21 protein-coding genes and 1 pseudogene are annotated in these 23,445 nt (G+C 64.3%); 11 read left to right on the top strand and 11 right to left on the bottom strand.

The window, feature by feature from the left end:
• Window positions 1-34 precede the first annotated feature (34 nt).
• From KBX07_RS06080 to KBX07_RS06065, 4 genes are all read left to right on the top strand, one after another.
• Window positions 35-361, top strand: coding sequence for a heavy-metal-associated domain-containing protein (locus tag KBX07_RS06080; protein ID WP_255994682.1), 327 nt, complete (start codon window positions 35-37; stop codon window positions 359-361).
• Between the two features lie 51 nt (window positions 362-412).
• Window positions 413-2,647, top strand: a complete 2,235-nt coding sequence (locus KBX07_RS06075) for a copper-translocating P-type ATPase (protein WP_255994683.1) — start codon at window positions 413-415, stop codon at window positions 2,645-2,647.
• Window positions 2,648-2,770: 123 nt separating this feature from the next.
• The gene (locus tag KBX07_RS06070; protein ID WP_255997219.1) at window positions 2,771-3,418 is read left to right on the top strand and encodes an MIP/aquaporin family protein; all 648 of its coding nucleotides are present in this window, start codon (window positions 2,771-2,773) and stop codon (window positions 3,416-3,418) included.
• 63 nt (window positions 3,419-3,481) lie between these two features.
• Window positions 3,482-4,060 (top strand): carboxymuconolactone decarboxylase family protein, encoded by a 579-nt coding sequence (locus KBX07_RS06065; RefSeq protein WP_256023438.1) that lies wholly within the window; start codon window positions 3,482-3,484, stop codon window positions 4,058-4,060.
• A gap of 6 nt (window positions 4,061-4,066) precedes the next feature.
• On the opposite strand, the gene KBX07_RS06060 is transcribed toward KBX07_RS06065, so the two are convergent.
• Window positions 4,067-4,927, bottom strand: coding sequence for an SDR family oxidoreductase (locus tag KBX07_RS06060; protein ID WP_256023437.1), 861 nt, complete (start codon window positions 4,925-4,927; stop codon window positions 4,067-4,069).
• Between the two features lie 62 nt (window positions 4,928-4,989).
• Here KBX07_RS06060 and KBX07_RS06055 point away from each other — a divergent pair.
• Window positions 4,990-6,207, top strand: a pseudogene (locus tag KBX07_RS06055) (glutaminase); the annotation flags it as partial.
• A 464-nt stretch (window positions 6,208-6,671) separates the two neighbouring features.
• On the opposite strand, the gene KBX07_RS06050 reads toward KBX07_RS06055, so the two are convergent.
• From KBX07_RS06050 to KBX07_RS06040, 3 genes are read right to left on the bottom strand one after another with little or no spacing between them, the layout of a single operon-like run.
• The gene (locus KBX07_RS06050) at window positions 6,672-7,148 is read right to left on the bottom strand and encodes a hypothetical protein (RefSeq protein ID WP_005287512.1); all 477 of its coding nucleotides are present in this window, start codon (window positions 7,146-7,148) and stop codon (window positions 6,672-6,674) included.
• A 2-nt stretch (window positions 7,149-7,150) separates the two neighbouring features.
• Entirely contained in the window at window positions 7,151-7,372 is a 222-nt protein-coding gene (locus tag KBX07_RS06045; protein ID WP_005287509.1) for a helix-turn-helix transcriptional regulator, read from the bottom strand.
• A 52-nt stretch (window positions 7,373-7,424) separates the two neighbouring features.
• Entirely contained in the window at window positions 7,425-8,006 is a 582-nt protein-coding gene (locus KBX07_RS06040; RefSeq protein ID WP_256023435.1) for a TetR/AcrR family transcriptional regulator, read from the bottom strand.
• A 43-nt stretch (window positions 8,007-8,049) separates the two neighbouring features.
• Between KBX07_RS06040 and KBX07_RS06035 the strand changes: the two genes are divergently transcribed.
• On the top strand, window positions 8,050-9,234 hold the full coding sequence (locus tag KBX07_RS06035) for an alpha-amylase family protein (protein ID WP_256023433.1): 1,185 nt from the start codon (window positions 8,050-8,052) through the stop codon (window positions 9,232-9,234).
• A gap of 183 nt (window positions 9,235-9,417) precedes the next feature.
• Here KBX07_RS06035 and KBX07_RS06030 read toward each other — a convergent pair whose 3' ends face one another.
• The 4 genes from KBX07_RS06030 to KBX07_RS06015 all read right to left on the bottom strand — a co-directional run bounded on the left by KBX07_RS06030 (window position 9,418) and on the right by KBX07_RS06015 (window position 14,415).
• Complete coding sequence (locus tag KBX07_RS06030; protein WP_256023431.1) at window positions 9,418-10,350, bottom strand: hypothetical protein; 933 nt, start codon at window positions 10,348-10,350, stop codon at window positions 9,418-9,420.
• Between the two features lie 278 nt (window positions 10,351-10,628).
• Window positions 10,629-12,128, bottom strand: coding sequence for a succinic semialdehyde dehydrogenase (locus KBX07_RS06025; RefSeq protein ID WP_256023430.1), 1,500 nt, complete (start codon window positions 12,126-12,128; stop codon window positions 10,629-10,631).
• A gap of 56 nt (window positions 12,129-12,184) precedes the next feature.
• Window positions 12,185-13,567 (bottom strand): M20/M25/M40 family metallo-hydrolase, encoded by a 1,383-nt coding sequence (locus KBX07_RS06020; RefSeq protein ID WP_256023428.1) that lies wholly within the window; start codon window positions 13,565-13,567, stop codon window positions 12,185-12,187.
• 8 nt (window positions 13,568-13,575) lie between these two features.
• Window positions 13,576-14,415 (bottom strand): hypothetical protein, encoded by an 840-nt coding sequence (locus KBX07_RS06015; RefSeq protein WP_156774788.1) that lies wholly within the window; start codon window positions 14,413-14,415, stop codon window positions 13,576-13,578.
• A gap of 41 nt (window positions 14,416-14,456) precedes the next feature.
• Here KBX07_RS06015 and amn point away from each other — a divergent pair, with 41 nt between their 5' ends.
• From amn to KBX07_RS05995, 4 genes are all read left to right on the top strand, one after another.
• On the top strand, window positions 14,457-15,878 hold the full coding sequence (amn, locus tag KBX07_RS06010; protein WP_256023426.1) for an AMP nucleosidase: 1,422 nt from the start codon (window positions 14,457-14,459) through the stop codon (window positions 15,876-15,878).
• On the top strand, window positions 15,875-16,822 hold the full coding sequence (locus KBX07_RS06005) for a Sir2 family NAD-dependent protein deacetylase (protein ID WP_256023425.1): 948 nt from the start codon (window positions 15,875-15,877) through the stop codon (window positions 16,820-16,822). The genes amn and KBX07_RS06005 overlap by 4 nt, the downstream gene beginning before the upstream one ends.
• Before the next feature lie 125 nt (window positions 16,823-16,947).
• On the top strand, window positions 16,948-18,321 hold the full coding sequence (locus KBX07_RS06000) for a glycosyltransferase 87 family protein (RefSeq protein WP_256023423.1): 1,374 nt from the start codon (window positions 16,948-16,950) through the stop codon (window positions 18,319-18,321).
• Window positions 18,281-18,805 (top strand): gamma carbonic anhydrase family protein, encoded by a 525-nt coding sequence (locus KBX07_RS05995; protein WP_005287485.1) that lies wholly within the window; start codon window positions 18,281-18,283, stop codon window positions 18,803-18,805. Before KBX07_RS06000 ends, KBX07_RS05995 begins: the two co-directional genes overlap by 41 nt.
• Here the strand turns inward: KBX07_RS05995 and KBX07_RS05990 are convergent.
• Both KBX07_RS05990 and KBX07_RS05985 read right to left on the bottom strand, forming a co-directional pair.
• Window positions 18,761-19,840 (bottom strand): ROK family protein, encoded by a 1,080-nt coding sequence (locus tag KBX07_RS05990; RefSeq protein ID WP_256018585.1) that lies wholly within the window; start codon window positions 19,838-19,840, stop codon window positions 18,761-18,763. The genes KBX07_RS05995 and KBX07_RS05990 overlap by 45 nt on opposite strands.
• A 30-nt stretch (window positions 19,841-19,870) precedes the next feature.
• On the bottom strand, window positions 19,871-20,653 hold the full coding sequence (locus KBX07_RS05985; protein ID WP_256023421.1) for an NAD-dependent deacylase: 783 nt from the start codon (window positions 20,651-20,653) through the stop codon (window positions 19,871-19,873).
• Window positions 20,654-20,708: 55 nt separating this feature from the next.
• On the opposite strand from KBX07_RS05985, the gene KBX07_RS05980 reads away from it, so the two are divergent.
• Window positions 20,709-22,388, top strand: coding sequence for a DUF885 domain-containing protein (locus KBX07_RS05980; protein ID WP_256023419.1), 1,680 nt, complete (start codon window positions 20,709-20,711; stop codon window positions 22,386-22,388).
• A 16-nt stretch (window positions 22,389-22,404) separates the two neighbouring features.
• Here the strand turns inward: KBX07_RS05980 and KBX07_RS05975 are convergent, their stop codons facing one another.
• Window positions 22,405-23,439 carry an AbrB family transcriptional regulator gene (locus tag KBX07_RS05975; RefSeq protein ID WP_256018589.1) on the bottom strand — a complete coding sequence of 345 codons (1,035 nt, stop codon included), beginning with the start codon at window positions 23,437-23,439 and terminating at the stop codon, window positions 22,405-22,407.
• Window positions 23,440-23,445: the final 6 nt, after the last annotated feature.

Below are 23,445 nucleotides of genomic sequence, written 5' to 3'. Positions count from 1 at the left end.
TTACCGCATCCCACCGACCCGTAGGAGCTTTCCCATGATCACCTCGCCGCCCCGCCTCTTGCCGATGGTCTCCCACGGCTGCAGCTGTTGCGGACCTGCCTCACGTGCCGACACCGCCTCCACCCCTGCCGCCAGCGATTCCTCAGCAGGAGGGGCCTCCCCTAGCTACTATGTCACCGGCCTGACCTGCGGGCACTGCGCGAAAAGCGTGACCCAGGCCCTTCAGGCCCTCCCCCAGGTCGACGACGTCCAGATTGATCTCGCTGCTGGTGGTGTTTCCACCGTCACGGTCACCGGTGTCGTACCTCCGGAGATGGTTCGCCGGGCCATCGAGGAGGCCGGCTACACCGTCTTATCCTGATCAGTTTTACCCATCATCTCGACCCCGACCGGGTTGAGCGGAAGGAACGCCATGAGCACTCTCCACCATTCCGGCGATCACCATGGTGATCACCCCACTCCGGAAACAGACCACACCCACCACCCGGATCATGCCAGCCACGAACACCACGCAGATGCCGACACCCACGGCCAGGCGATGCCCCACGATCACCCGCACTCCGCCCTGGACGAAGACCACCACGTTCATGGTCACGGCGAACACGCCGGCCATAGCACGGCGATGTTCAGGCAGCGTTTCTGGTGGTCGCTGATTCTGTCCATTCCCGTCGTTATTTTCAGCCCGATGGTCGCTGAACTGCTCGGCTACCACCTCCCCGAATTCCCGGGCTCATCCTGGATTCCCCCGGTTCTCGGCACCGTCATTTTTGTCTACGGCGGAACGCCTTTCCTCAAAGGCGGATGGAAAGAACTGAAATCCCGCAAACCCGGGATGATGCTCCTGATCGCCATGGCCATCACCGTGGCGTTTGTCGCCTCCTGGGTCACCACTCTGGGGCTGGGCGGTTTTGACCTGGACTTCTGGTGGGAGCTGGCCCTGCTGGTGACCATCATGCTGCTGGGCCACTGGCTGGAGATGCGCGCTCTCGGGGCCGCGTCCTCCGCGCTTGACGCGCTGGCTGCCCTGCTGCCGGATGAGGCCGAGAAAGTCATCGACGGGACCACCCGCACCGTGGCCATTTCGGAGCTCAGCGTCGATGACGTGGTGCTGGTGAGGGCCGGGGCCCGGGTACCGGCGGATGGCACGATCATCGACGGAGCGGCTGAATTCGACGAGGCGATGATCACCGGCGAATCCCGACCTGTCTTCCGCGACACCGGTGACAAGGTGGTCGCCGGTACCGTGGCCACCGACAACACCGTCCGCATCCGGGTGGAGGCTACCGGCGGGGACACCGCTCTGGCCGGGATCCAACGCATGGTTGCCGACGCCCAGGAGTCCTCCTCCCGGGCCCAGGCCCTGGCGGATCGGGCGGCGGCGTTGTTGTTCTGGTTCGCGCTGATCTCCGCTCTGATCACCGCGGTGGTGTGGACCATCATCGGCAGTCCGGACGATGCCGTGGTGCGCACGGTCACGGTGCTGGTCATCGCTTGTCCGCACGCCCTGGGATTGGCGATTCCGTTGGTGATTGCGATCTCCACCGAGCGGGCGGCCAAGTCCGGGGTGTTGATCAAGGATCGGATGGCACTGGAGCGGATGCGCACCGTCGATGTGGTCCTGTTCGACAAGACCGGCACCCTGACTGAGGGTGCCCACGGTGTCACCGGTGTCGCAGCTGTCGAGGGCATCACCGAGGGCGAGCTGCTGGCTATTGCGGCGGCGGCCGAGGCTGACAGCGAGCACCCCGTCGCACGCGCCATTGTTACCGCCGCGGGTGAGCACCCCGAGGCCTCACGAATGGTGCTGCGCGGCACCGGTTTTACCGCGGCCTCCGGCCGGGGCGTGCGCGCCACCGTTGATGGCTCCGAGATCCTCGTCGGCGGGCCGAACATGCTCCGCGAATTCAACCTGACCAACCCCGGTGTGCTCGAAGAGCAGACTGGGGAGTGGACTCAACGCGGGGCCGGAGTCCTCCACGTGGTCCAGGACGGACAGATCATCGGTGCCCTGGCCGTCGAGGATACGGTCCGCCCCGAATCCCGCGCCGCCGTGAAAGCCCTGCAGGACCGCGGGGTCAAGGTCGCGATGATCACCGGCGACGCGCAGCAGGTGGCCCAGGCGGTTGGCCAGGACCTGGGGATCGATGAGGTCTTCGCCGAGGTCCTGCCCCAGGACAAGGACACCAAGGTCACCCAGTTACAGGAGCGTGGCCTGAGCGTGGCCATGGTCGGCGACGGTGTCAACGACGCCCCCGCTCTGACCCGCGCGGAGGTCGGTATCGCCATCGGGGCCGGCACGGATGTGGCGATGGAATCCGCCGGAGTGGTTCTGGCCAGTGATGACCCGCGGGCAGTGCTGTCGATGATTGAGCTCTCGCAGGCCAGCTACCGCAAGATGATCCAGAACCTCATCTGGGCCTCTGGCTACAACATCCTCGCCGTGCCGCTGGCCGCCGGCGTGCTCGCCCCCATCGGGGTGGTGCTCTCCCCGGCGGCGGGTGCAGTGTTGATGTCCCTGTCGACGATTGTGGTGGCGCTCAACGCCCAGTTGCTCCGCCGGATCAATCTGGACCCGGCCCACCTAGCCCCCACCGATCGACAGGAGGCCCCTGCCAGGTCCGCCTCTCCCGTGACCAACGGTCGCTAACCCTTCGAGGTTGACCCGCTGTTAAATTAACAGCGGGTTTCTCCTTTTGTATATGCTTGCAACGTCATGTGTCCGGCACGTAGCCAAACGCCGGGCCTGTCTCGAGCAAGAAAGACAAACTCCATGAACGATATTGCACGCAAGGCGCTCGCGGAGGCTCTGGCCACCCTGCTGTTCGTCTTCACCATCATCACCGCTGTCGCCGCTGCCGACAACTTCGCGCCCGTAGCCATTGGTATGGCACTGATGGTGCTGGTGTACTCCACCGGCCACATCTCCGGTGGACACGTGAACCCGGCTGTGTCCCTCGGTGCCTGGATTCGGGGTGCTATGACCGCCACCGAGATGCTCATCTACTGGGCTGCTCAGATCGTCGGCGGCATCCTTGGCGCCCTGCTGACCCGTGCCGTCATCTCTGATCCGGTCGAGGCTGCGCAGATCCAGTCTCTGCCGGCCTTTGTTGTAGAGGCCGTGTTCACCTTCATCCTCGTGTGGGTCGTGCTGAATGTGGCCACCTCCAAAGAGACCGACGGTAACTCCTTCTTTGGCCTGGCCATCGGTGCCACCGTGATGACCGGTGCCTTCGCTGTCGGCCCCATCTCCGGCGGCGGGTTCAATCCGGCCGTGGCAATTGGGCTGTGCGTCAACGGCAACTTCGCGTGGGACAACGTGTGGCTCTACATTCTCGCGCCGCTGGTCGGTGCAGCCTTGGCGGCGCTCGCGTTCCGCGTTCTCAGCCCGGCTGATGTCGAGCACGACCTGAAGGCTTAAGGCCCTTTCGAAAAGCTCGACTTTCCCGGGAAAAGTTCTGCATGGAAAACTAATCTTGGACCCATGTTTGGAACCGCTAAAGAATTCCCGTTGAGCAAACTTCCCATCGACACCTCCACCCGCCCGGGACCGGGCAAGCCGGAGGAGGTGGCGGTGTTGGCGCGCGTGGCCAACCGGATTGGTGGCATTGTGCAGGGCAGTACATCCCTGAACCTGTTCACCACGGTTGGCCGCGCGCGCCGTAATTTTTTGGCGTGGCTGGTCTACTCCGGCACGCTCATGCCGTTTGGCATTCTGTCGCGCACAGAGTCAGAGCTGGTCATCCTGCGGGTGGCCTCAATCCGCGCTGCGACCTACGAGCTGGAGCACCACAAGCGTCTGGGCGCGAAGGCGGGGTTGGATAAGGCCGCGATTGAGGCGGTCCAGCGCGCCGACCACGGCTTCACCGGCCGCCAGGGCGCGCTCATGGACGCCGCAGACGACCTGATCCGCCATCGCCAGATCAGCGACGATGTCTACGCCCGCCTGATGAGCCACCTCAATGAGAAGGAGCTCACTGCGTTCCTACTGCTGGTGACCAACTACGACGGGCTGGCTACCGTCATGGACGTGTTCGACGTCCCGCTCGACGAGCCGAAATAGACTGCTCTAGACCGATGCGTCCTTCGCGATCCACTGGAAACCCCTGTTCAACCCGCCGAGCACGAGGCGGTAGAGGAACGGCGCGTTGACCTGCGCCCACCGGCCGAGCTTCACGTCTCCGCCGGTGCTGATCAAGTACTTATTCTTGCGCACGCCCTTCACGATGATCTGCGCGCACTTCGCGGGGGAGATGGCATGACCCTGGAAGAGCTTCTTCGCGCGTCGCACCTTCGGGTTGGACTGGTCCACCCCGTCAATATCAATGGTGCGCACCAGGCCCGTGTCCACAGCACCCGGCGCGACGGCATGCACGTTGATGCCGAAGGGTGCAAGGTCGAAGCGCAGCACCTCGAGCATTGCCAGTACACCGCCCTTGGATGCGGAGTACGCCGCGTGCCACGGCAGGCCCAGAATTCCGGCGGAGCTGGACACGCAGACCAGCCGGCGCTTCTCCTTCCCCGGCAACGGCCCAGCCTCCATCATCGACGGCACGAATGCTCGGATGATGTAGATGGTGCCCATCAGGTTGACGTCGATAAGCATCTCCCACTTCTCCAAGGGCATGGTCGCGACATTGCCCCAAATAGAGATGCCGCCGACGTGGTAGATCGAGTGCGGAACGCCATGCTTATCGACGATTCCTCCCGCCCACCTTTCCACCGCCTCATGGTTGGAGATATCGAGCGGGGTGGCGTCGATAGCGAGCTCCCCGATATCCGCCGCGGTCTGCGCGAGGCCGTCGGCGTTGATGTCGGTGATGGCCACGCGCCAACCGTCGTCGGCAAGCTGGCGGGCAACTTCCTTGCCAATGCCGGACGCGGCGCCGGTCACGATGGCGTATTTCTGCGAGTTCTGCTCCGTGTTCATGGATCGTATCCTAGGGGAAACAACCTCACGTGCTCGCGGGTTCGGGCGTTACACTGGGCCGCATGCCTGCGACCCCCATCCCGACCTACTTGAACGCGATCCTCGACGAGGTGCGCGACAACAAAGAGGGCAACAACGCCGACTACATCGAGACGTTGCGCGACGCTGACCCGGACAAGCTCGCGCTCGCGCTGTGCACCCGCAGCGGCAACCTGTATTCGGTGGGGGATGACGAGTATGAATTCTCCATCCAGTCCATCTCGAAGCCGTTCGTGTACGCGCTTTCACTGGACATGGTCGGTCCGGAAGAGGTCCATAAGTACGTCGGCGTGGAACCGTCGGGCGAGGCGTTCAATGAGCTGTCGCTGGATGACACGCACCGTCCCGCCAACCCGCTGATCAACGCCGGTGCGATCGTGGTCAACGAGCTTGTCGCCGGTGACGGGGTTGTTTTGCGCGAATTCAGCAAGCTCGCGGGACGCGAATTGCTTCTCGACGACAACCTCGCCCGCGCCGAACTCTCCAGCGCCGACCGCAACCTCGCCCTGGGGCACATGCTCCGCGAGTACGGGATGATCAAGGGCGACGTGGAAGAAGTCGTGGCCAGTTACATCCGCCAGTGCTCGATCATGGTGAACGTGAAAGACCTGGCTATCATGGCGGCGACATTGGCCAACGGTGGATTGCAGCCGGTGACGGGGGAGAGGGTGCTCTCTGCGCGGGCGTGCCGGCTCACACAGGCCGTCATGGCGTCTGCCGGCATGTACGACGGTTCGGGCCGCTGGATGAGCCGCGTGGGTATCCCCGCGAAGTCCGGTGTGTCGGGCGGGTTGATCGGGACGCTGCCGGGCCAGCTTGGTGCGGCGTCGTTAAGCCCGCGGCTGAACGAGGAAGGCAACTCCGTGCGCGGTGTAGAGATTTTCCAGCGCATGTCGGAGACCCTCGGCCTGCACATGATGGGTTCTTATTACTACTCCGCGCCGGGTATCCGCACCGTGCACCGCCAGGGTGACACCAACGTGGTCGAGCTGCAGGGCATGATCAACTTCACCGCCGCCGAGACGATCCTCCACGACCTGGTGGAGCGCCACCTGGTCGGCGACAAGCTCGTCCTCGACTTCACCCATGTGACATCGTTCAACATGGCCGGCCGCCGCCTGGTCAAAGAAGGGCTGCGCCAGTTCCGCGAGGAAGGATATGAAGTCGCCGTCTACGACCCGGAAGCCGCCATGCCGGACTACGAATTCTCCGACGGCACCCGTGTCGAATCCATCAAGGACTTCACCGAATCCTTCACCGTCAACGTGTCCCCGGAGGATGCCTACACCGTGGTGTCGGACCCGAAGCAGTGGTGGGAGGACACCGAAGATTCTGTCGAAGGCAATGCCGATGAAAAGGGCGAGTCCTTCTCCATCGAGTCCGACGACGGCACCGGTTACTTCACCGTCGAGCAGGCCGATGACGGCGAGCGCCTCGTGTGGCACTCCGAAACCACCGACGAGGATGGCGAGGACGAGGACTGGCGCGACTCCGACATCATCTTCGACTTTGACCGCGAAGAGGACGGCTCCACCACCGTCCACGTCACCCACCGCGGCCTGAAACCCCACGACAGGCACTATGAGGAGCGGGTGCAGGACTGGCGCGACCGGATTGGTAAGCGCCTCCAGCCGTACATCAACCGCCGCGCCGGGAATTCACGCGCGGCAGAAGATGCGGCTGGGGCTGAGCCCAGCGAGCCCAGCTAGTCTTCGAGTTCCGCGTTGAGGCGCTCCTCGTCGCGCTCACGCTGTTTGCGCAGCATCGCTGGCACGGCGATCACGGCGAAGACGGTGCCGATGATCCCGCCGGTGTACAACCCGCGCGCCAAGGACGGGTCCGAGACGTTGTACGCGATGCCGAACAGCATGACAAAGCACAGCGTGAGGTTCACTATTGCCAGCCCCCACAGCCCGTCTTTGAGCTTCGGTGCTGGGCGGGCGGCGCGGGACTTCAACCATTGCGTGAAGATGAGGTTCGGCCCGATCAGCGGGATGACGATGAGCAACGACCACATCGCATGTGTGCCGGGCAGCACCCAAGCGAGCATAGCGCCGGCGATCAGCGCGAAGGTGGGCAGCAGGGCCAGTGCGATGGTGGAGGCTTGGTGGTAAGTGCGGGTTTCGTATTCGTCGCCAAGCATCTTCTCTGTCTTGGCCAGGATGGTGTCGCCGATGTTCATGGTCAGCTCCTTTGCTGGTCACCGAAGACTTCCTCAACCGTTTTGCCGAGTTCGCGGCAAATGTCGAGCGCCAGGTGAACCGAAGGGGAATAGTTTCCTTTTTCGATGTTGGCTACGGTCTGCCGGGAGACACCGACGCGTTGGGCAAGCTCGGCTTGCGAAAGCTCGTGCCAGCGCCGCCATTGGCGGACCATGTTCGGGTGTGGATCTATGTCGCGCGACATTTTCTAACCGTAAATAATCCCATTCAGAGTGTCAAGGAAACTTTACAAACTGCTAACCCCAGTCGCCGAGCGCGCCTTCCAGCGCGCCCAACGCTGCATCGATGATCGGCCGCCGTGCATCCTCCGGGCATCCCGCATCCGCCCAATCGAGGCACACAGCCTCCACGAATCCGAAGAACCCGGATACAGCGACAGCTGCGCGTTCACCGTCCGCGCCCACCAGCGCCCGCAGCTTATCGACGCCCGTATCCCGCCCCTCAATCCTCACAAACTGGACCTCCTGCGGCGTATCCCCACGCACCACCGCCGCCCACGCCAGCGGGTGAGCGGCAACGTGATCGAGGTAGACCTGAGCCGCCGCCCGGACCTTGTCGCGTGTCGACGTATTCGGTGGCAACCCCTCGACCGCCTCCGCTACCGCCGCATCCAGCTCCTCTTCCCGCTGGGCAACCACAGCCGCGTACAGTCCCGCCTTCGAGCCGAAGTGGTGGAAAATCAACCCGACCGAGATGCCCGCGGCCTGGGCTATGTCCTGGGTGGATACCTCGGAGTAGCTGGAGGAGGCGAACAGGGGGCTGGCGACGTCGATAAGCGTGTGGCGTCGTTCTGCGACGCTGAGCCGCGTGCGTGTCATGAAAACCACTATACTGAGTGGCGCTCAGTAGGAAAGGAGTCCCATGCTGGAGAACACGATCTGGTGGCACGTCTACCCGCTCGGCGCACTCGGTGCGCCCATCCGCGACCGCGCCGGCGACGATGCCGCGCCGCGTCTGCGTGAGCTTGAACCGTGGCTCGACTACCTCATTGAACTCGGCTGCGACGGCCTGCTACTCGCCCCGATTTTCGAGTCCGTGGGGCATGGCTACGACACCCTCGACCACTACCGCGTCGACGCGCGCCTGGGCACGAACGAGGACTTCGATTGGCTCATGTCTGCGTGTCGCGAACGCGGCATCAAGGTCATGCTCGACGGCGTGTTCAACCATGTCGCCGCCACGCACCCCGCCGTCGCCGCTGGTCTGGCAGGCTCGACTTCCTGGGAAGGCCACGACGAGCTGGCTACCCTCCACCACGATGACGAGCGCGTCCGCGACATGGTCGCTGACATCATGAAGTTCTGGCTCGCGCGCGGCATCGCCGGCTGGCGTCTCGATGTCGCCTACTCCGTGCCACCCGCCTTCTGGGCCGACGTGCTCGCGCGGGTGCGCGCCGACTACCCCGACGCTCTGTTTTTGGGCGAGGTCATCCACGGCGACTACGTGCAGATCGCGTCGTCCGGCACTCTCAATTCGGTCACCCAGTACGAACTGTGGAAGGCCATCTGGAGCTCGCTTCACGACGAGAACTTCTGGGAACTCGACCACGCCCTTTCCCGCCACGCAACCGTGAGTGGTTCGATGGTGGCGAACACCTTCGTGGGCAACCACGACGTTGACCGCATCTCGAGCAAGATCGGCCAGGACAAGGCCATCGTCGCGCTGGCCATCTTGATGACACTGCCCGGCATGCCCTCCATCTACTACGGCGACGAGCAGGGCTTCGAAGGCATCCGCGGCGAAGGCTACAGCGCCGACGACTCCGTCCGCCCCGCCCTTCCCGCCGGGCCTTCTGATCTGTCGCCGCTGGGTTCGTGGATCTTTAGAGAACACCAAGCGTTGATTGGGTTGCGCCGCCGCAACCAGTGGCTCACCCGCGCGTCCATCGAGGTGCTGGACAAGACCAACGAGACGATCAGCTACCGCGTGAGCGCGGGCCCCACCGAGTTGCAGGTCGATGCGTGGTTGCAACCAGCCCCCGGTGTGCGCATCCGTGCGTGCGAGCACGGGGAGACCGGTGAGACCCTCTACGAGTGGGCAGCTTAGACCCCGGGCGTCGCCACTGCGGAAAAGTTGACAAGGTTGGGATCGATCCGTATCGCGAAAACGCCCTGACCTGGTGCTTTGTTCCTAGGCAGAAATCGAGTTTGTCAACTTTTCCGCAGGCTCCATTGTCGTCGAGCCCGTGCCCTCGAGACTTAGCTCGGCCCTGCCGATTCGGCGGCTGTTCTAGGCAGCCATTCTCGAACGCACGGCATCCCTCAAGTGTTGCGGGATATCGGCGAGGGTGCCTGCTGTCACCCTGATCACTAGCCATCCGCGGAGAGCGCATTCGATGCCTATGCGCGAGTCCTTATCCCTTTGGGTCCGTTCGAGGTGGTGCTCACCGTCGTACATCAAGGCAATCTTCAGATCAGGGAGAGCGAGGTCGAAGACGGTGATGAGGCGGGATTCGTCGTAAAGCGGAAGCTGCTCTACGAGGAAAACCTGCAGCTCTTTGCACACAGCGACGCTTAGCAACCGCATCTCGGTCTCCTTCGGGGAATCGGCGAACCGGCTGGAATGGCCAATCAAAATGGCGAGCCACCGCCTATTTAATCTGCGTGCCGCGGCATCGACAACATCCTCGAGTCTGACACCGAGATGACGACGAGCCATGTCGAGCACTTGAATGCACCGCACCTCAACCGCTGTCAATCCCTCGACGTGCAGGACCCGCCATGAATGCAGGCCAGAACGGATATGGCGAATAGCCTCGACGACCGCATCCGCGGGCGGTGAGATCCGAACGTCAAGTCCGCGGTACGTCACGATCCACGGCACGGTCCCGCTGAGATGAGAAACGTGCGGGGTGAAAGCTGTGGCCGCCTGTTTCGTGCGAACCGGACCCGCGAGGGTCGTGTCGCAGTGGTCAGCGAAGAATGGGAGACCGAAAACGGCTAGTGCGCTGAGCCCGGATATCGAATGATTGGGCCGTTCCAATGCCATGGCGAGTGCTCGGGCAGCGGCAGGGGCCCGGTAAACAATTCGACGGGGGTGGTCCCACGACTGCGATTCAGCCAAGTCGAGCGGGCGACCGAGAGTTGGATCGATCGCGTAGATGGATGTGACGGTCAGGCCCTCGCCGGGTTCACGGAACCCCCGGCGAACGGCGGAAGACACATCCATCCCATTGAAAGCGTGCAGGGGTTGGTCTCTGAGCGAAGAGGGGTAGCGCGGGTTTCTCATGTCCTGTTGGACTGCGGTAACTGTTCGTTCGGTTCCCTCCCTTCGGCTGGGAGTGCGGAAAAGTTTACAAACTCGAACCAAGTTCAGGCACCCAAAAGGCTATGACCAGCGCGTTTGTTTCTAGACCGAAATCCAGTTTGTCAACTTTTCCGCAGGCGCCGCTGAACGCCCGCCCGCCCACGCGGGCCCCAAACCGCAGGGCTCCAAACCCCTTACCGCAGCACGTCGCGCCCGTACTTCAGCGCCATGGTGAGCAAGTTGGCCCACTTCTCGGGGGCCAGCCCGTCTGGCCCGGCGATGGGGACGATGCGCTGTTCAGCGACGGTGCGGGCTTCGGTGAATTTGAGCAGGCCGTCGTCACCGTGGCGGCGGCCCACACCGGAGCGCTTCCAACCGCCCATGGGCGCACCGATGGAGGACCAGCCGGCGGCGTACCCTTCGTTGATGTTGACGGTGCCGGCTTCGAGCTGGCTCGCGATCTCGCGGGCGGTTGCGGGCTTGCCCCACACGGACGCGTTCAGGCCGTATTCAGTGTCGTTGGCGCGGCGGATGGCTTCTTCGTGCGAGTCAACAACCTCGATGTAGACGACGGGGCCGAAGACCTCTTCGCGGTGGAGGCGGGCGTCTTCAGGCACATTGAGCAGCACGGTGGGGGCGTAGAAGTTCTCACCGAGGTCGGGCAGGCGCTTGCCGCCGGTGGCCACGGTCGCGCCCTTGGACACGGCGTCCTCAACGAACGAAGCGACGGTGTCGGCCTGGTCGGAAGAAATCAGGGAACCCATGTCGATATCCCAGTCGTGGCCTGGGCCGATGCGCATCTTCTCGACGCAGCGCACAAACGCCGGGATGAACTTGTCGGCCACGTCGCGGTGGACGTAGATGCGCTCGATAGAAATGCACAGCTGGCCGGTGTTGGAGAAGCAGGCGTGGCGCACGCCGGAGACGACCTTGTCCACGTCGGCGTCGGAGGTGACGATGAGCGGGTTCTTGCCGCCGAGCTCACCGGAGAAGCCGATGAGTCGCTCGCCAGCCTGGGAGGCGAGCTTCGCGCCGGTGTCGGAGGAGCCGGTGAACATGAGGTAGTCGACCGAGTTGACTAGCGCCTGACCCACCTCACGGCCGGAACCAGGCACGACGGTTAGCACATCTTTGGGCAGGCCGGCTTCAGCAAGCAGTTCGGCGGCGCGCAGGGAGGTCATCGGGGTCGACGAGTCCGGCTTGAGCACGACGGTGTTGCCCGCCATGATCGCCGGGATCGCGTCAGAAATGGCCAGGACGAGCGGGTAGTTCCAGGGCGCGATGATGCCGACCACGCCGACGGGCGCGTGCTGCACCTGCGTTTTCGTCGCGATTGGCAGGGCGACCTTCGCGCGGTCCGGGGAGAGCAGTTTCTCCGCGCGGTAGGCGTAGTGGCGCGCGGTCAGCGCGTTGTCCAGCACTTCTTCGAAGGCGGCGCGGCGGTTTTTGCCGTTTTCGTCCTGGATGATGTCCAGGAGTTCCTTTTGGTGCTTGAGCACGAGGTCGTGGTAGCGCAGCATGATTTTCTTGCGCTCTTTGACTGCGGTGGCGGCCCATTCGGGCTGCTTGGCGCGGGCGCGCTCGACGGCTTCGAGTGCCGTGTCGGCGCCGTAGTAGTTGGTGGTGCCCACGATCGTGCCGTCGGCGGGGTTTTTAATGGTGATGGTCGTGTTGTTGTTCACGCTCGTCGTCATAACCCCCAAATCTAGTGCACCTGGCGGCGACGGTACAGGTAGTTTGCGCCAAAAAATTACTTAGCGACGTCTCCGCCCACCCCGACAAACCTGCGCACCAACGAGCGGTATGCCGCCGCAGTTAGGGCGACGTCTTCCACGTCAATGTACTCGTCGTGGGAGTGCAGCTGGTCGAGGACTTCGCCGAAACTGCGCTCGCGGGCGTGCAGCGCGAACCCGTAGCCGACTCCGCCGAGGCGCCGACCAAAGCGCAGGTCGGAGCCCCCGGCGGCGATGGTGGGTACGACGGGGACGCCGGGGAAGAACTCGTCAAGCGTATCGACGATAGCGTCGTAGAGCGGGCCCTCCGTCGGCGACACCGTGGCATCTTCGGTGATGAGGTGTTCGATGGTGACGCGGTCAGCGAGGTCACCCAAGGCGTTCCGCAGCAGCTCGTCGATTTCCTCCTGGGTCTGTCCCGGCAGCGGGCGAATATCTAGTTCGAGGTACGCGGTCGACGGCAGCACATTAATAGCGCCGCCGGCGCGCAGCACGGTGGGGGAGGCGGCTAGGTGGCTCATCGCGTGGGAGTAACGGGCCAGGTCGCCCAAGGCCTCGTAGTTCTCGCCGCGCAGCAGTTGTGCTTCGGTCTCGGGGTCGAAGCGGAACGCGCGGACGTAGCCCTGCCACAGCTCGTCGGAAACGACGTCGGGCTCGAGCGCGGCCAGCCGGCGCGCCACTTCGCCGATCAGCCCGACGGTCATCTCGCGGCCGTAGGGTGCGGAGCCGTGGCCCGCGTCGCCATGCACGGTCAGGCGGCGCTGAGCTGCGCCTTTCTCACCGACGACGACAACGATCGCGTCACCATCGCCAACCACCGGCAAGTGCGATCCCGCTGTCTCGGACAGGCAGTTGCGCCAGCTGAAGGCCTCGGGCTCGTTCTGGGAGATCCAGCCGGCACCCAGGCCGCCACGGGCTTCCTCATCGGCGCAGCCGACGAAGGTCAGGGTGCCGCGCGGCGGGTTGCCTGCCTGCGCCTCAATAGCGACTTCGCGAGTCACGGCGGCCATCGCTGCGGTAATGAAGAGCATGTCCATGGCTCCGCGGCCGTAGATGCGGCCGTCGATAAGCTCGGCGCCGAAGGGGTCCTTGGTCCACTTCGGTTCGTCGACAGGGACGACGTCGGTGTGGCCGAGGAGGGTGAGCGGCTCGGCGGACGGGTCGGAGCCCTCAATGGTGAAGGCGACGGAGACGCGGCCCGGGTGCGGCTCGAAGCGGCGCACGGACACGACCGAGGAGTCCTCCCCGAGAGCCTCAGCGAAGAAAGCCTCGAGGGTGTCGGCGTTGCGCACCTCCTGGCCGGAGTCTGCCGTTAGGTCGTTCACGCAGGCGTTGCGGATGAGCTGCTGCAGCAGGTCGGCGGTGGTGTCGGTCAGCTCGGTGGGGGTGCGGTCTGTCATTGGCGGTGTCAGTGCTCCTTCGGGCTTTGGGTGAGGGTGCCGGTCGGACTGGATTCCAGAATGTATTGTGCGAGCTTATCCAACGCGTTCTGGCAGTCTTCTTCCGAGCCGTCAAGTGAGCGGGCCGCAATAGCGATGCCGTAGGTGGTGTCGCCGATGGTGGTAAAGCCCATTTGGCGGGAGTGCCAGGAGCCGTCGTCGGCATCAGACCAGCCGCCCTTGAAGGGCATGTCGGCAATGCGCCCGAGGCCGTAAGAGTGCTCAGGGTTGATCTTGTGCATCTCGTCGATCACGGGGTGGTCCTCCGGCAGGGAGGCCAGGTGGCGGGCATAGCGGGCCTGGGCGGGAACGGGCCACACGGTCGTTCCAAAATACGGTCCCACCTGGACAGACATTCCGCCTTTGGCGATCTCTTCGCCGACGATCTGGCTGGCTTCGTCGTCGGAGCCCAGGCACGACCACAGGCTTGAGGCTGCGTCGTTATCGGAGTATTCGATGGAGGCGGATGTCAGCTCCGCAAGTGTTTCCTCGTCGTAGGAGCAGTGGTCTTGCGCGACCACAGCGATCGGGATTTTGATGGTTGACCAGGCGGGTAGCATGCCGACGGAGCCTGCGGAGGCGTCGGTGGTGCCGTCGAAAAGCGAAATGCCTGCCTGGGTGCCTGTATCTTCCTCGATGGCGGCGACGGCCTCAGCCATGTCGTCGAGGTCCAGGTGCTGTGGTGCAGGGGCCGGTCCGGGCGTGACGGGAGGAGCATCCTCAGGCTTGTTTCCGCAGGAACTAAGCCCTAGCGGGAAAGCGAGACACGTGGATAACAGCAGTGCCGCAGTCGGCGTGGGACGCTTCACAAGAGTGATACTGTAGCCCCTTTTCAGTAGGGTTGACAGACATGGGTGATCTTGAGGTCGTAGGCAGTGTTGAGGAAGCCGTTGATAAGCTCATTGAGCTGTATCGCGCATCGTGCCTCCTCGCCCGCGAAAGCCTCGATTCCGGTGACGTTGCGCGCTATGAGGGCGTGAAGTACCCGAAGATCGCCGTGGAGGTCAAAGAGTGGCACCCCGTCGACCGCTCGCAGCCGTTCGGCTATGTCGATGAAGCTGGCGTGTACTCGGCGGTGCTGTCGCGGCCGGACATGATGGCCCGCTATTTGCGCCACCAGCTGCAGTGCCTGGTGATCAACTACGACTGCGAGATCGCCGTCGGCTATTCCGACGTGGGCATTCCGCCGGAGTACATCCGCGGGCTCGAGGGCATCAATGAAGCGCGGCGCTCACGGTCCGGCACCGTCATTCCGCGGCCGACGCTTGACGACGTCCACGATGCCATCATCGACGGCGACTGGGATGCCTTTCACGGACCGGAGAAACCCCTGTTCCACTTCGGGCCGCAACGCTTCGACATCGCGTGCGCGCGGATCGAGCACTACACCGGCATCGAGGTCGATTCGGTGCAGCGGTTCATCCTGTTCACCAACTACGAGATGCACACGCGTGAGTTCGTGAAATTCGGGTTGTCGCAGCTCGCGGGGGAGGAGACCCGTTACTCGGCGCTGATTCTGCCGAACGGGCGCACGATCACGCGCGGGGACGTCGCCGACATCGACCAACTGGCCATGGATTTGGCCTCGCGCTACCAGATGCCGCGCTTCGACTTGGCCGCCGAGGATAACGCGGGCGTGACCATGATCAATATCGGCGTGGGCCCGTCGAACGCGAAGACGGTGACGGACTGCCTCGCTGTTCTGCGCCCCGAGTGCTGGATCATGATCGGCCACTGCGCCGGCTTGGATGCCCGCATGCGCATCGGCGACCTTATTCTGGGCAACGCCTACGAGCGCCGCGACCACGTGCTGCAGAACCACATCAAGTCTGAGCTTCCCATTCCCGCCGTGCCGGAGATCCAGCGCACGCTAGAGAAATCGGTGAAGAAGATTTACGGCGAGGAGGAGCAGTCCCTCATGCGCACCGGCACGGTGCTGTCCACGGACGACCGCAACTGGGAGTGGCAGACCCCGCGCGAGCTGTGGGATTGGTTGCGGCACTCCACCGCGGTGGCCGTGGATATGGAGTCCTGCACCATCGCGGCGAACGGGTACCGCTACCGCGTTCCCTACGGCGCACTGCTCGCTGTGTCCGACTTGCCGCTGCACGCCGTGCCGAAGCTGCCGGCTGCGGCGCAGGCCTTCTACTCCAACTCGAAGGAAGCCCACGTGATGTGCGCTGTCCGCGCGATGGAACGCCTCGCCGAGCACCCTGAGCGCCTGCGTACCCGCAAACTGCGCCGTGCGCAGGGTGAGGTCCCGTTCCGGTGAGGTTTCACGACCCGGAGTTCAACGACCCTGCTGTCGAGCTCGCTCACCGCAGCGCGATCCGCTCCATCGAGCGCGTTGTGCATGAAACAGCGCAGCCAACTCCGCCCGAGCAGGCACTCGCGGAGATTGCCCGCATGCTCAACCGCGGTCCCGCCCTCATCCTCACCGGCGCCGGCATGTCCACGGAGTCCGGCATTCCCGACTACCGTTCGCCCGGCGGCCGGTTGTCCAAGGGCCGCCCGATGACGTACCAGGAATTCGCCCATTCGCCGGCTGCGGTGCGCCGCTACTGGGCCCGCGCCTTCGTGGGCATGCGCTACATGCGCGCCGCTCACCCCAACCGCGCCCATTTCGCGCTAGTGGAGCTGGAGCGCGCCGGGTTGATCCGCGGCATTGTCACGCAAAACGTCGATGGGCTGCACCTCGAGGCGGGCTCCCAGAATGTCATTGCGCTGCATGGCGACATGGAGCACGTCGTGTGCCTCGATTGCGGCCGCCGCGAAACACGCACGCTTTTCGACGCCCGCCTCGACGCCGCCAATCCCGGCTACTTCGAATCCGTCACCGTGACTGAGGGCATGATCAACCCCGACGGTGACGTGGAGTTGCCCGATTCTGCGGTGGAGCGGTTCACCATGTTGACGTGCGAGGCCTGCGGGGGCCAGCGGCTCAAACCGGACGTGGTCTACTTCGGGGAGAATGTTCCGCGGCAGCGCCGCGCCGAGGCGGGGCAGTGGCTGGCGGAGTCGACATCGCTCATTGCGGTGGGGACGTCCTTAGCCGTGATGAGCGGGTATCGCCTCGTGCTTGACGCACGCGCGCAGGAGAAGCCGGCCGCGGTGGTCAACGGTGGTCCCGGTCGGGCCGATCAGAAAGTGACCACATTGTGGCGCAGCAATGTCGGCGACGCGCTGGACAGCATTTTGGATGAGCTCGGGCTCTAGGTGCGGCCAGAGTGCGGGCCGGTTGTGCGGCGAATCTGTGAATCAGCCCTCAAAATGTGGTGACTTTTCGGGACTCGCGTAGATAATCCACGGTTTATGCGACGAGGGCAAGTAGCGTTTGAACCGTGAAACAGCTGGCTGGGCGGGTAAGCATCGCCGTGACACTCATCGTGGTGATTGTTTTCGCCCTGTACCGTTACTGGGCCAATCATCTCGAAGGCACAAGTGTCTTCGAAACAGATATTCCACTGGATTTGTGGATTTACCTCCGCGGTGGCGAGCGGGTGCTCGACGGGGTCAATGTCTACGACGCCCCGATCTATGACGACCTTCCGTTCACTTACCCGCCGCTTTCCGCCATGCTGTTCGCGGGGTTGAGCCTGCTGCGCGATGAGACCGTGACCATGTTGTGGCACATTGGCACCCTCATCGGTATCGGGTGGGTCATCTGGGCTTGCCTGAAACGGTTGAAGGTGCAGGTCACGCCGCTGCACGCTGTGCTCATCCCGCTGTTGACCGCCACGTTCGTGCTGATGGCCGAACCGCTGCACGCCACGATGTTCTGGGGGCAGATCAATGTCATGCTCATGGTGCTGGTCTGCCTCGACTTTTTACCGACCAAGTACCGCCTACCGGGCATCGGTGTGGGTCTGGCCGCGGGCATCAAGCTCACCCCGGCGTTTTTCGGACTGCTGTTTCTTGTGCAACGGCGTTGGCTCGATGCCCTGATCAGCTTTGTGACCTTCCTAGTCACAGTTGTCGTCGGGTACCTCACCGTCCCTGATGCGCACGTGTTCTGGACGCGGGCGGCGTTCGATTCCGAGCGCGTCGGCGTGCACACCAACCCGGGGGCGCAGTCGCTGCGCTCCATCCTGATCCGCGTTTACGGGGTAGATTCCACCGCGGTGTGGGCGGCGATCGTCGTCGCCATGATGGTCCTGCTCATCTGGGCGTTGTGGCTGTGCGTCAAGCACGACAACATCCCGGCGGCAGTCGGACTGACCGGCATCGGAGCGTGCATGGTGTCCCCGTTCAGCTGGTACCACCACTGGGTGTGGCTCGTGCCGTTCGGCATCGCTGTGTTCGTCGCAGCCAACCGCGCCGGCGCCGGTTACGCGCAGAACAATCCGGTGCGCTGGCAGGCCGCGGGCGTGCTCTCGGTTGCGGCGTTGTTGCTGGTCATCCTGCCGTACTGCGCGACGAACGTGGCAACGGGGTGGCTCGCGGACGAAAGCTCCACGCCGCTGCAACTGTCTGAACGCTTCCACATGCTCCGCTACGTTGCTGGGGCACTGATCATGATGCTCGGCACGGTGGGGTACTACCTGTTGCAGGAAAAGCGCTACGGCCGCGCACCCGCCGACCGTGCCGCGACTCGCTCCGCAGGCGCAGAGGCGGACGCAGACGCAGACGCAGGCGCAGGCGCTGACGGCTCCACTGTTACTACAGTGGAGGAGCATGATCTACAGCTTCGAGGGCAAAACACCGGTCATCGCTGAATCGGCGTTCGTGGCGCCGGAGGCGACCATCATCGGCGACGTGGTGATCGGGGAGGACGCGGCGATCTTCCCGGGCGTGGTCATCCGCGGTGACGTTGGCAGCATCCGCATCGGTGCCCGCACGAACGTCCAGGACAACAGCGTCATTCACGTCCAGACCGGCACAACGACCGTGCTCGGCGACGATGTCACTGTCGGCCACATGGCCATGGTTCACGGTGAAGAAGTCGGAAACGGCACGATGGTCGGCATGGGGGCGACGGTGCTGGCCTACTCGAAGATCGGCTCAGGCTGCATCATCGGCGGCGGCGCTGTCGTGCTCGAAGGGGCAGAAATTCCCGACGGCTCGCTCGCTGCGGGAGTTCCAGCGAAAGTGCGCCGCGAGCTTTCCGACGACGAAAAGGCCGGGCTGGTCAATCACGCCGCCATGTACGCGGACCTAGGCCGTCGTCACGCTGAGGGGCTCACGGAGCACGAGGTCTAGCGCGACCGCGCGGGCGATGTCGCGCACCATTTCGCGGTGCGTGGGGATCATCCGCAAGCTGGCGGCCGCCCCATCCGGCAGGTTCGCCCGGACGGTGCGGGCGAAGACGGCGGGGGCGTGGGGGTCGTCGATAAACGCGCTGCCAGCGACGACCAACGTGGAGGCGTCATGCTGCGCCATCAAGTCCGCCGCGACGGCGCCCAGCTCCTCAGCCCTCTCGTCGAGGGTCTGTCGGGTGGAGGAGTTGGACGAGGCGTGGGATACAGCGTCGATAAGCGAGCTGGTGGGCTCCTCAATGCGCTCGAGCAGCCCGTGCGTGGTCAGGTCCTCGCGGTCGACCGCGATGGGCAGCACACCTTTGTCTTCGGTGACGGCAGCGCCGATCGAGTCGTCCGCGAAAATCGCCATGATGGAGCCGCTGCCCGGGTGCTGGTCAGACTGGATTTCGGAGCCGATAATGGCAGCGACGGCCGAGGTCACGGTGACCGGGACGGAGAACTGTTCGCGCAGCTGGGCCGCGAACGGAGCATCGTGCCAGCCGAGGTTCGGCGCCGTGACCGCGCCTTGCGGGCTGACTGAGCCGGACGTGGTCACCCCGACGGTGGCCAGCGGGCGGCCCAGATCCGCCATGAGCCGGTTCAGCCCCGCCATGATGTGCTGGATGAAATCGTCCTGGCTGACGCCGGCGACATCGATCTCCACGTCTGTGTCGCGGATTGTGCGGCCTTTGATGTCGAACAGCGCGATGTACGTGGCCGCCGTACCTACCGAAATTCCGGCGTGGACGGGGTGCGTGTCGCTCAGCTCGAGCGGAATGATCGGGCGGCCGCGACCTTTCGACTTCGATAGGTCCGCCCGCTCTGTCACATATCCGGCGCTCATGAGCGCCGCGATGGCGCGCGTGACGGTCGGTTGAGACAGCCCAGTCGCCGTGACGAGCTCACTGCGGGACGTCACGGGACTCAACCGCACCATGTGCAAGCATTTCGCCGTCGGATTGTGGGGGCGCGAGAACGCGGACCACGAGGATTTCATAGTTTCCATCATAGAACGGAACTAGACCGGCTAGTCTAATCGAGGCCCCCGTAACAGCTCTGGCAGGGCTTTTGCTGCCGTGTCAACCAAAGTTACATTTGAAATTCTAGACAGCTCGGTATTCATTGGGGTGACCTCAATAATGGGAGTCCCCAATTCATGCGCGAGCAGCGGTAACCCGGCCGCCGGAAACACCACCCCGGATGTGCCCACGATGACGACCAAGTCCGCCTCAACCATGCGCCGCTCCGCCTCGTCCCACTCCTTCGGGGGCAACGGCTCACCGAACCACACCACCCCCGGACGCACCAGGTTCCCGCACAGCGGGCACGACGGAGGCGTGAGCTTTTCGACGGGCTCCTCCGGCAGCTCAATCTCCCCCTTATACGGCCGCGAACAGATGGAGCAGCGGAACTCGAACAGGGAGCCGTGCAGGTGCACGATATCGCTTCCGCTTGCATCGGTGCCGTCGACAAGCATGGCGCGTTCATGCAAGTTATCGATGTTCTGCGTGGTCACAGTGACGCGCACCCCCTCGCGGCGGCCCCATTCGGCGATAGCGAGGTGCCCGGCGTTCGGTTCAGCCTGGCTGGCTAGGCGGGCGCGCCAGAGGTACCAGGCCCACATGGGTTCAGGGTCGCGCGCCCAGGCGTCGATCGAGGCCATTGCCTGCGGGTCGACGTTTTCCCATACCCCCGTAACGGCATCGCGGTAGGTGGCGATGCCACTGTCGGCGGACATGCCAGCACCGGTGAAGACTTCGACCCGCTTCGCGTCCCCGACAAGCTGACGTGCATATTCGAGTCCGTCCATGGGCCCCACTGTACCGTTACGTGCAAAGTGCCTTGAAGGGTTAGACTCTGCGACTATGAGTTCATCCATCTCGGTTGGTTCTGCGGGCAGCGACCGCCAGCCCTCGCTCCTCGACGCGACATGCGAAGACTTCGTCTACGATCTCGCGGAGCTTTCACCAACGGTGGCCACCGAGATCGGCATCCCCGGTCACGACCACGAGTTGCAGGACTTCAGCCCAGAGCACTGGCACGCCATTGCTGACCGCATCCGCGACCTGATCGCGGACGTCGACGCGCTGAACGACGGCACCGACGACTCCGACGATGACGATGATTTCGACGGAGTCGACTACGTCACCGGCGCTATCCTGCGCGACCGGATGGCCGTCGAGCTGGAGCTGCACCACCGCGGGGAGGACCTGCGGATGCTCAACAACATCACCTCGCCGGTGCAGGTCATCCGCAACGCCTTCACCATCATGCCGAAGGTGACGGAGGAGGACTTCGACAACATCGCCTCCCGGCTGGGCCAGGTGCGTTACTCGCTGGCGGGTTACCGCGAGTCCTTGGCGGAGGCTGCGAGCCAGGGCGATGTCGCCTCCCAGCGCCAGATCGATGCCGTGATTAGCCAGTGCGAGGCATTGGCCGAAGATGGTTCGATGGTCGAGGAGCTCGGCCTGGAGGCTGATGCGGAGCCGGTGCGCCAGGCGAAGGAGGCGTTCGCGGAGATGGCGGACTGGCTCTCTTTGGAGCTCGCCCCGCTGGCCGCGCACACCGACGCGGTGGGCCGCGAGCGCTACGAGCTGTTCTCCCAGTTCTTCCTCGGCCGCACCATTGACTTGGACGAGGCGTACGACTGGTCGCTGGAGACTCTCGCTGAGCTGGTCGAACGCCAGCAGAAGGTCGCGGACGAACTGTACGGTGAGTGCACGGCGCGCAGCGCTTATCGACGTCTCGACGAAGACCCCGACTACACCGTCAACGACGACGTTGCCCTGGTCGATTGGATGCAGGAGATGAGCGACCGGCTGATCTCCCAGCTCGACGGCACGATGTTCACCCTGCCCGAGGAGATCAAGACGCTTGACTGCCGTGTCGACGAGAACGTCGGCGGCGGCCTGCGCTACACCCCTCCGTCGGAGGACCTGTTGCGCCCCGGCATCCTGTCCTGGTCGGTGCCGGAAGGCCAAGAATGCTTCCACGCCTGGCAGCAGCTGGCCCGTATCTGCCACGAGGGCGTGCCCGGCCACCATGTGCAGCAGGGGATTGCCATGACGCAGCGCAACACCCTCAATCTGTGGCGCCGCACCTTGAACTGGAACGCCGCCCACGGTGAGGGCTGGGCTGTCTACGCGGAGCGCATGATGGACGAGCTCGGCTTTTTCGAGGACCCCGGTTACCGCATGGGTCTGCTCGATTCCCTGCGTCTGCGCCTGGCCCGCGTCGCTGTCGACATTGGTGTGCACCTGCACAAGAAGACCCCGGACGGTGTCGGCAACTGGGATGTTTCCTACGCCAAGGCGTTCCTGCGCGACAACACCGCCATGAACGAGCTGAACCTCACTTTCGAGCTCGACCGCTACATGGGATGGCCGGCACAAGCCACCTCCTACGCGCTCGGTTACCGCGACTGGATGGACCTGCGCGAAAAGGCCTGTGAGAAGGGTATGACACTGCTCGAGTTCCACGACAAGGCGCTGCGCCTGGGTTCTATGCCGATGGACATGTTGGCCCACCAGGTGCTGGGGCACTAACCACTCGGCCGGCCAGTTAGCGCCGCGGCAGCCGCCGGAGGATCTTCGGCAGCGCTGCCGCGAAGACGAGAATGCAGATCAACCTGATCAGCTGCAATGACACCACAGCCGGCCCGCCGCCGCCTTCGCTGGACAGGGCGAGGACGGTTTCGAGGGCGCCGGGGCTCGTCGCTAAGTAGCCCTCGAAATAGGTGATCCCGAGCCAGAGCGAGACGACCCACCCCATGGCTGCGCAGGATGCCATGACCACCACGATGAACGTGATGGTGGCGGGCAGCAATTGCGCGAAGCGTTTCAGGCCGGGCACGTCCAGGCCGCCGCCGCAGATCCACCCGACGGACATGAACGCCATCACGGCCAGCGGCTCGGGCGGGACGATCGGCACCGGCAACACAGCCGCCAGCACGGCGGTGAGAATGAGCGGGCCGAACACGCTCGCCGCGGGCAACCGCGCCCAGGAGCCGAGCCGGTTGCCCACCACCGAGACCGCCGGGATGAGCAGCCACATCCACCACTGCCCGCTCGCGCCCGCGGAATGGTCCGCCCCGGGCGTGACCAGCAGGGAGGCGACGAGCGGCAGCGTCATCGACACCGCGAGCAGCCGCAGGTACTGGGTCAGGGCGACGTAGCGCATGTCGGCACCAAGCTCGCTCGCCAGCGCCGGCATGATCGACGCCCCACCGGACAGCATGGACAGCACGCCTGTTTCGCGGCTGACCCGCCCGCGGGAGTATCCGGCCAGTGAGAGCCCGCCGAAGAACCCGATGCCCACGATCACCGCCGCCGATACCAACCCCGGAACCAGGTAGTGCAGCAGTTCGCGCGGCGGCACCCCGGCCAGCGGCACTGCGGCGAGAACGCCGATGATTCCGCGGCAGAACGCGTAGAACTGCTTGTTCACGTGCAGTTCGCGGCCTGTGCCCAGCGCGGAGATCCCGGAGATGATGATCGCGGCGAGGATCCACGCCGCCGGCACGTTGAAACGCGACAGCGCAAGCCCCAACGCCACCGACGCCGGGGCGACGATCATCCACCGCTGCCACTGCTTCACGTCGGG

This window comes from Corynebacterium sp. CCUG 70398, from assembly GCF_024454055.1.
GTDB classification, from domain to species: domain Bacteria; phylum Actinomycetota; class Actinomycetes; order Mycobacteriales; family Mycobacteriaceae; genus Corynebacterium; species Corynebacterium genitalium.
The sequence above is the reverse complement of the archived record's forward strand: the minus strand, read 5'-3'. Positions and strand labels throughout refer to the sequence as shown.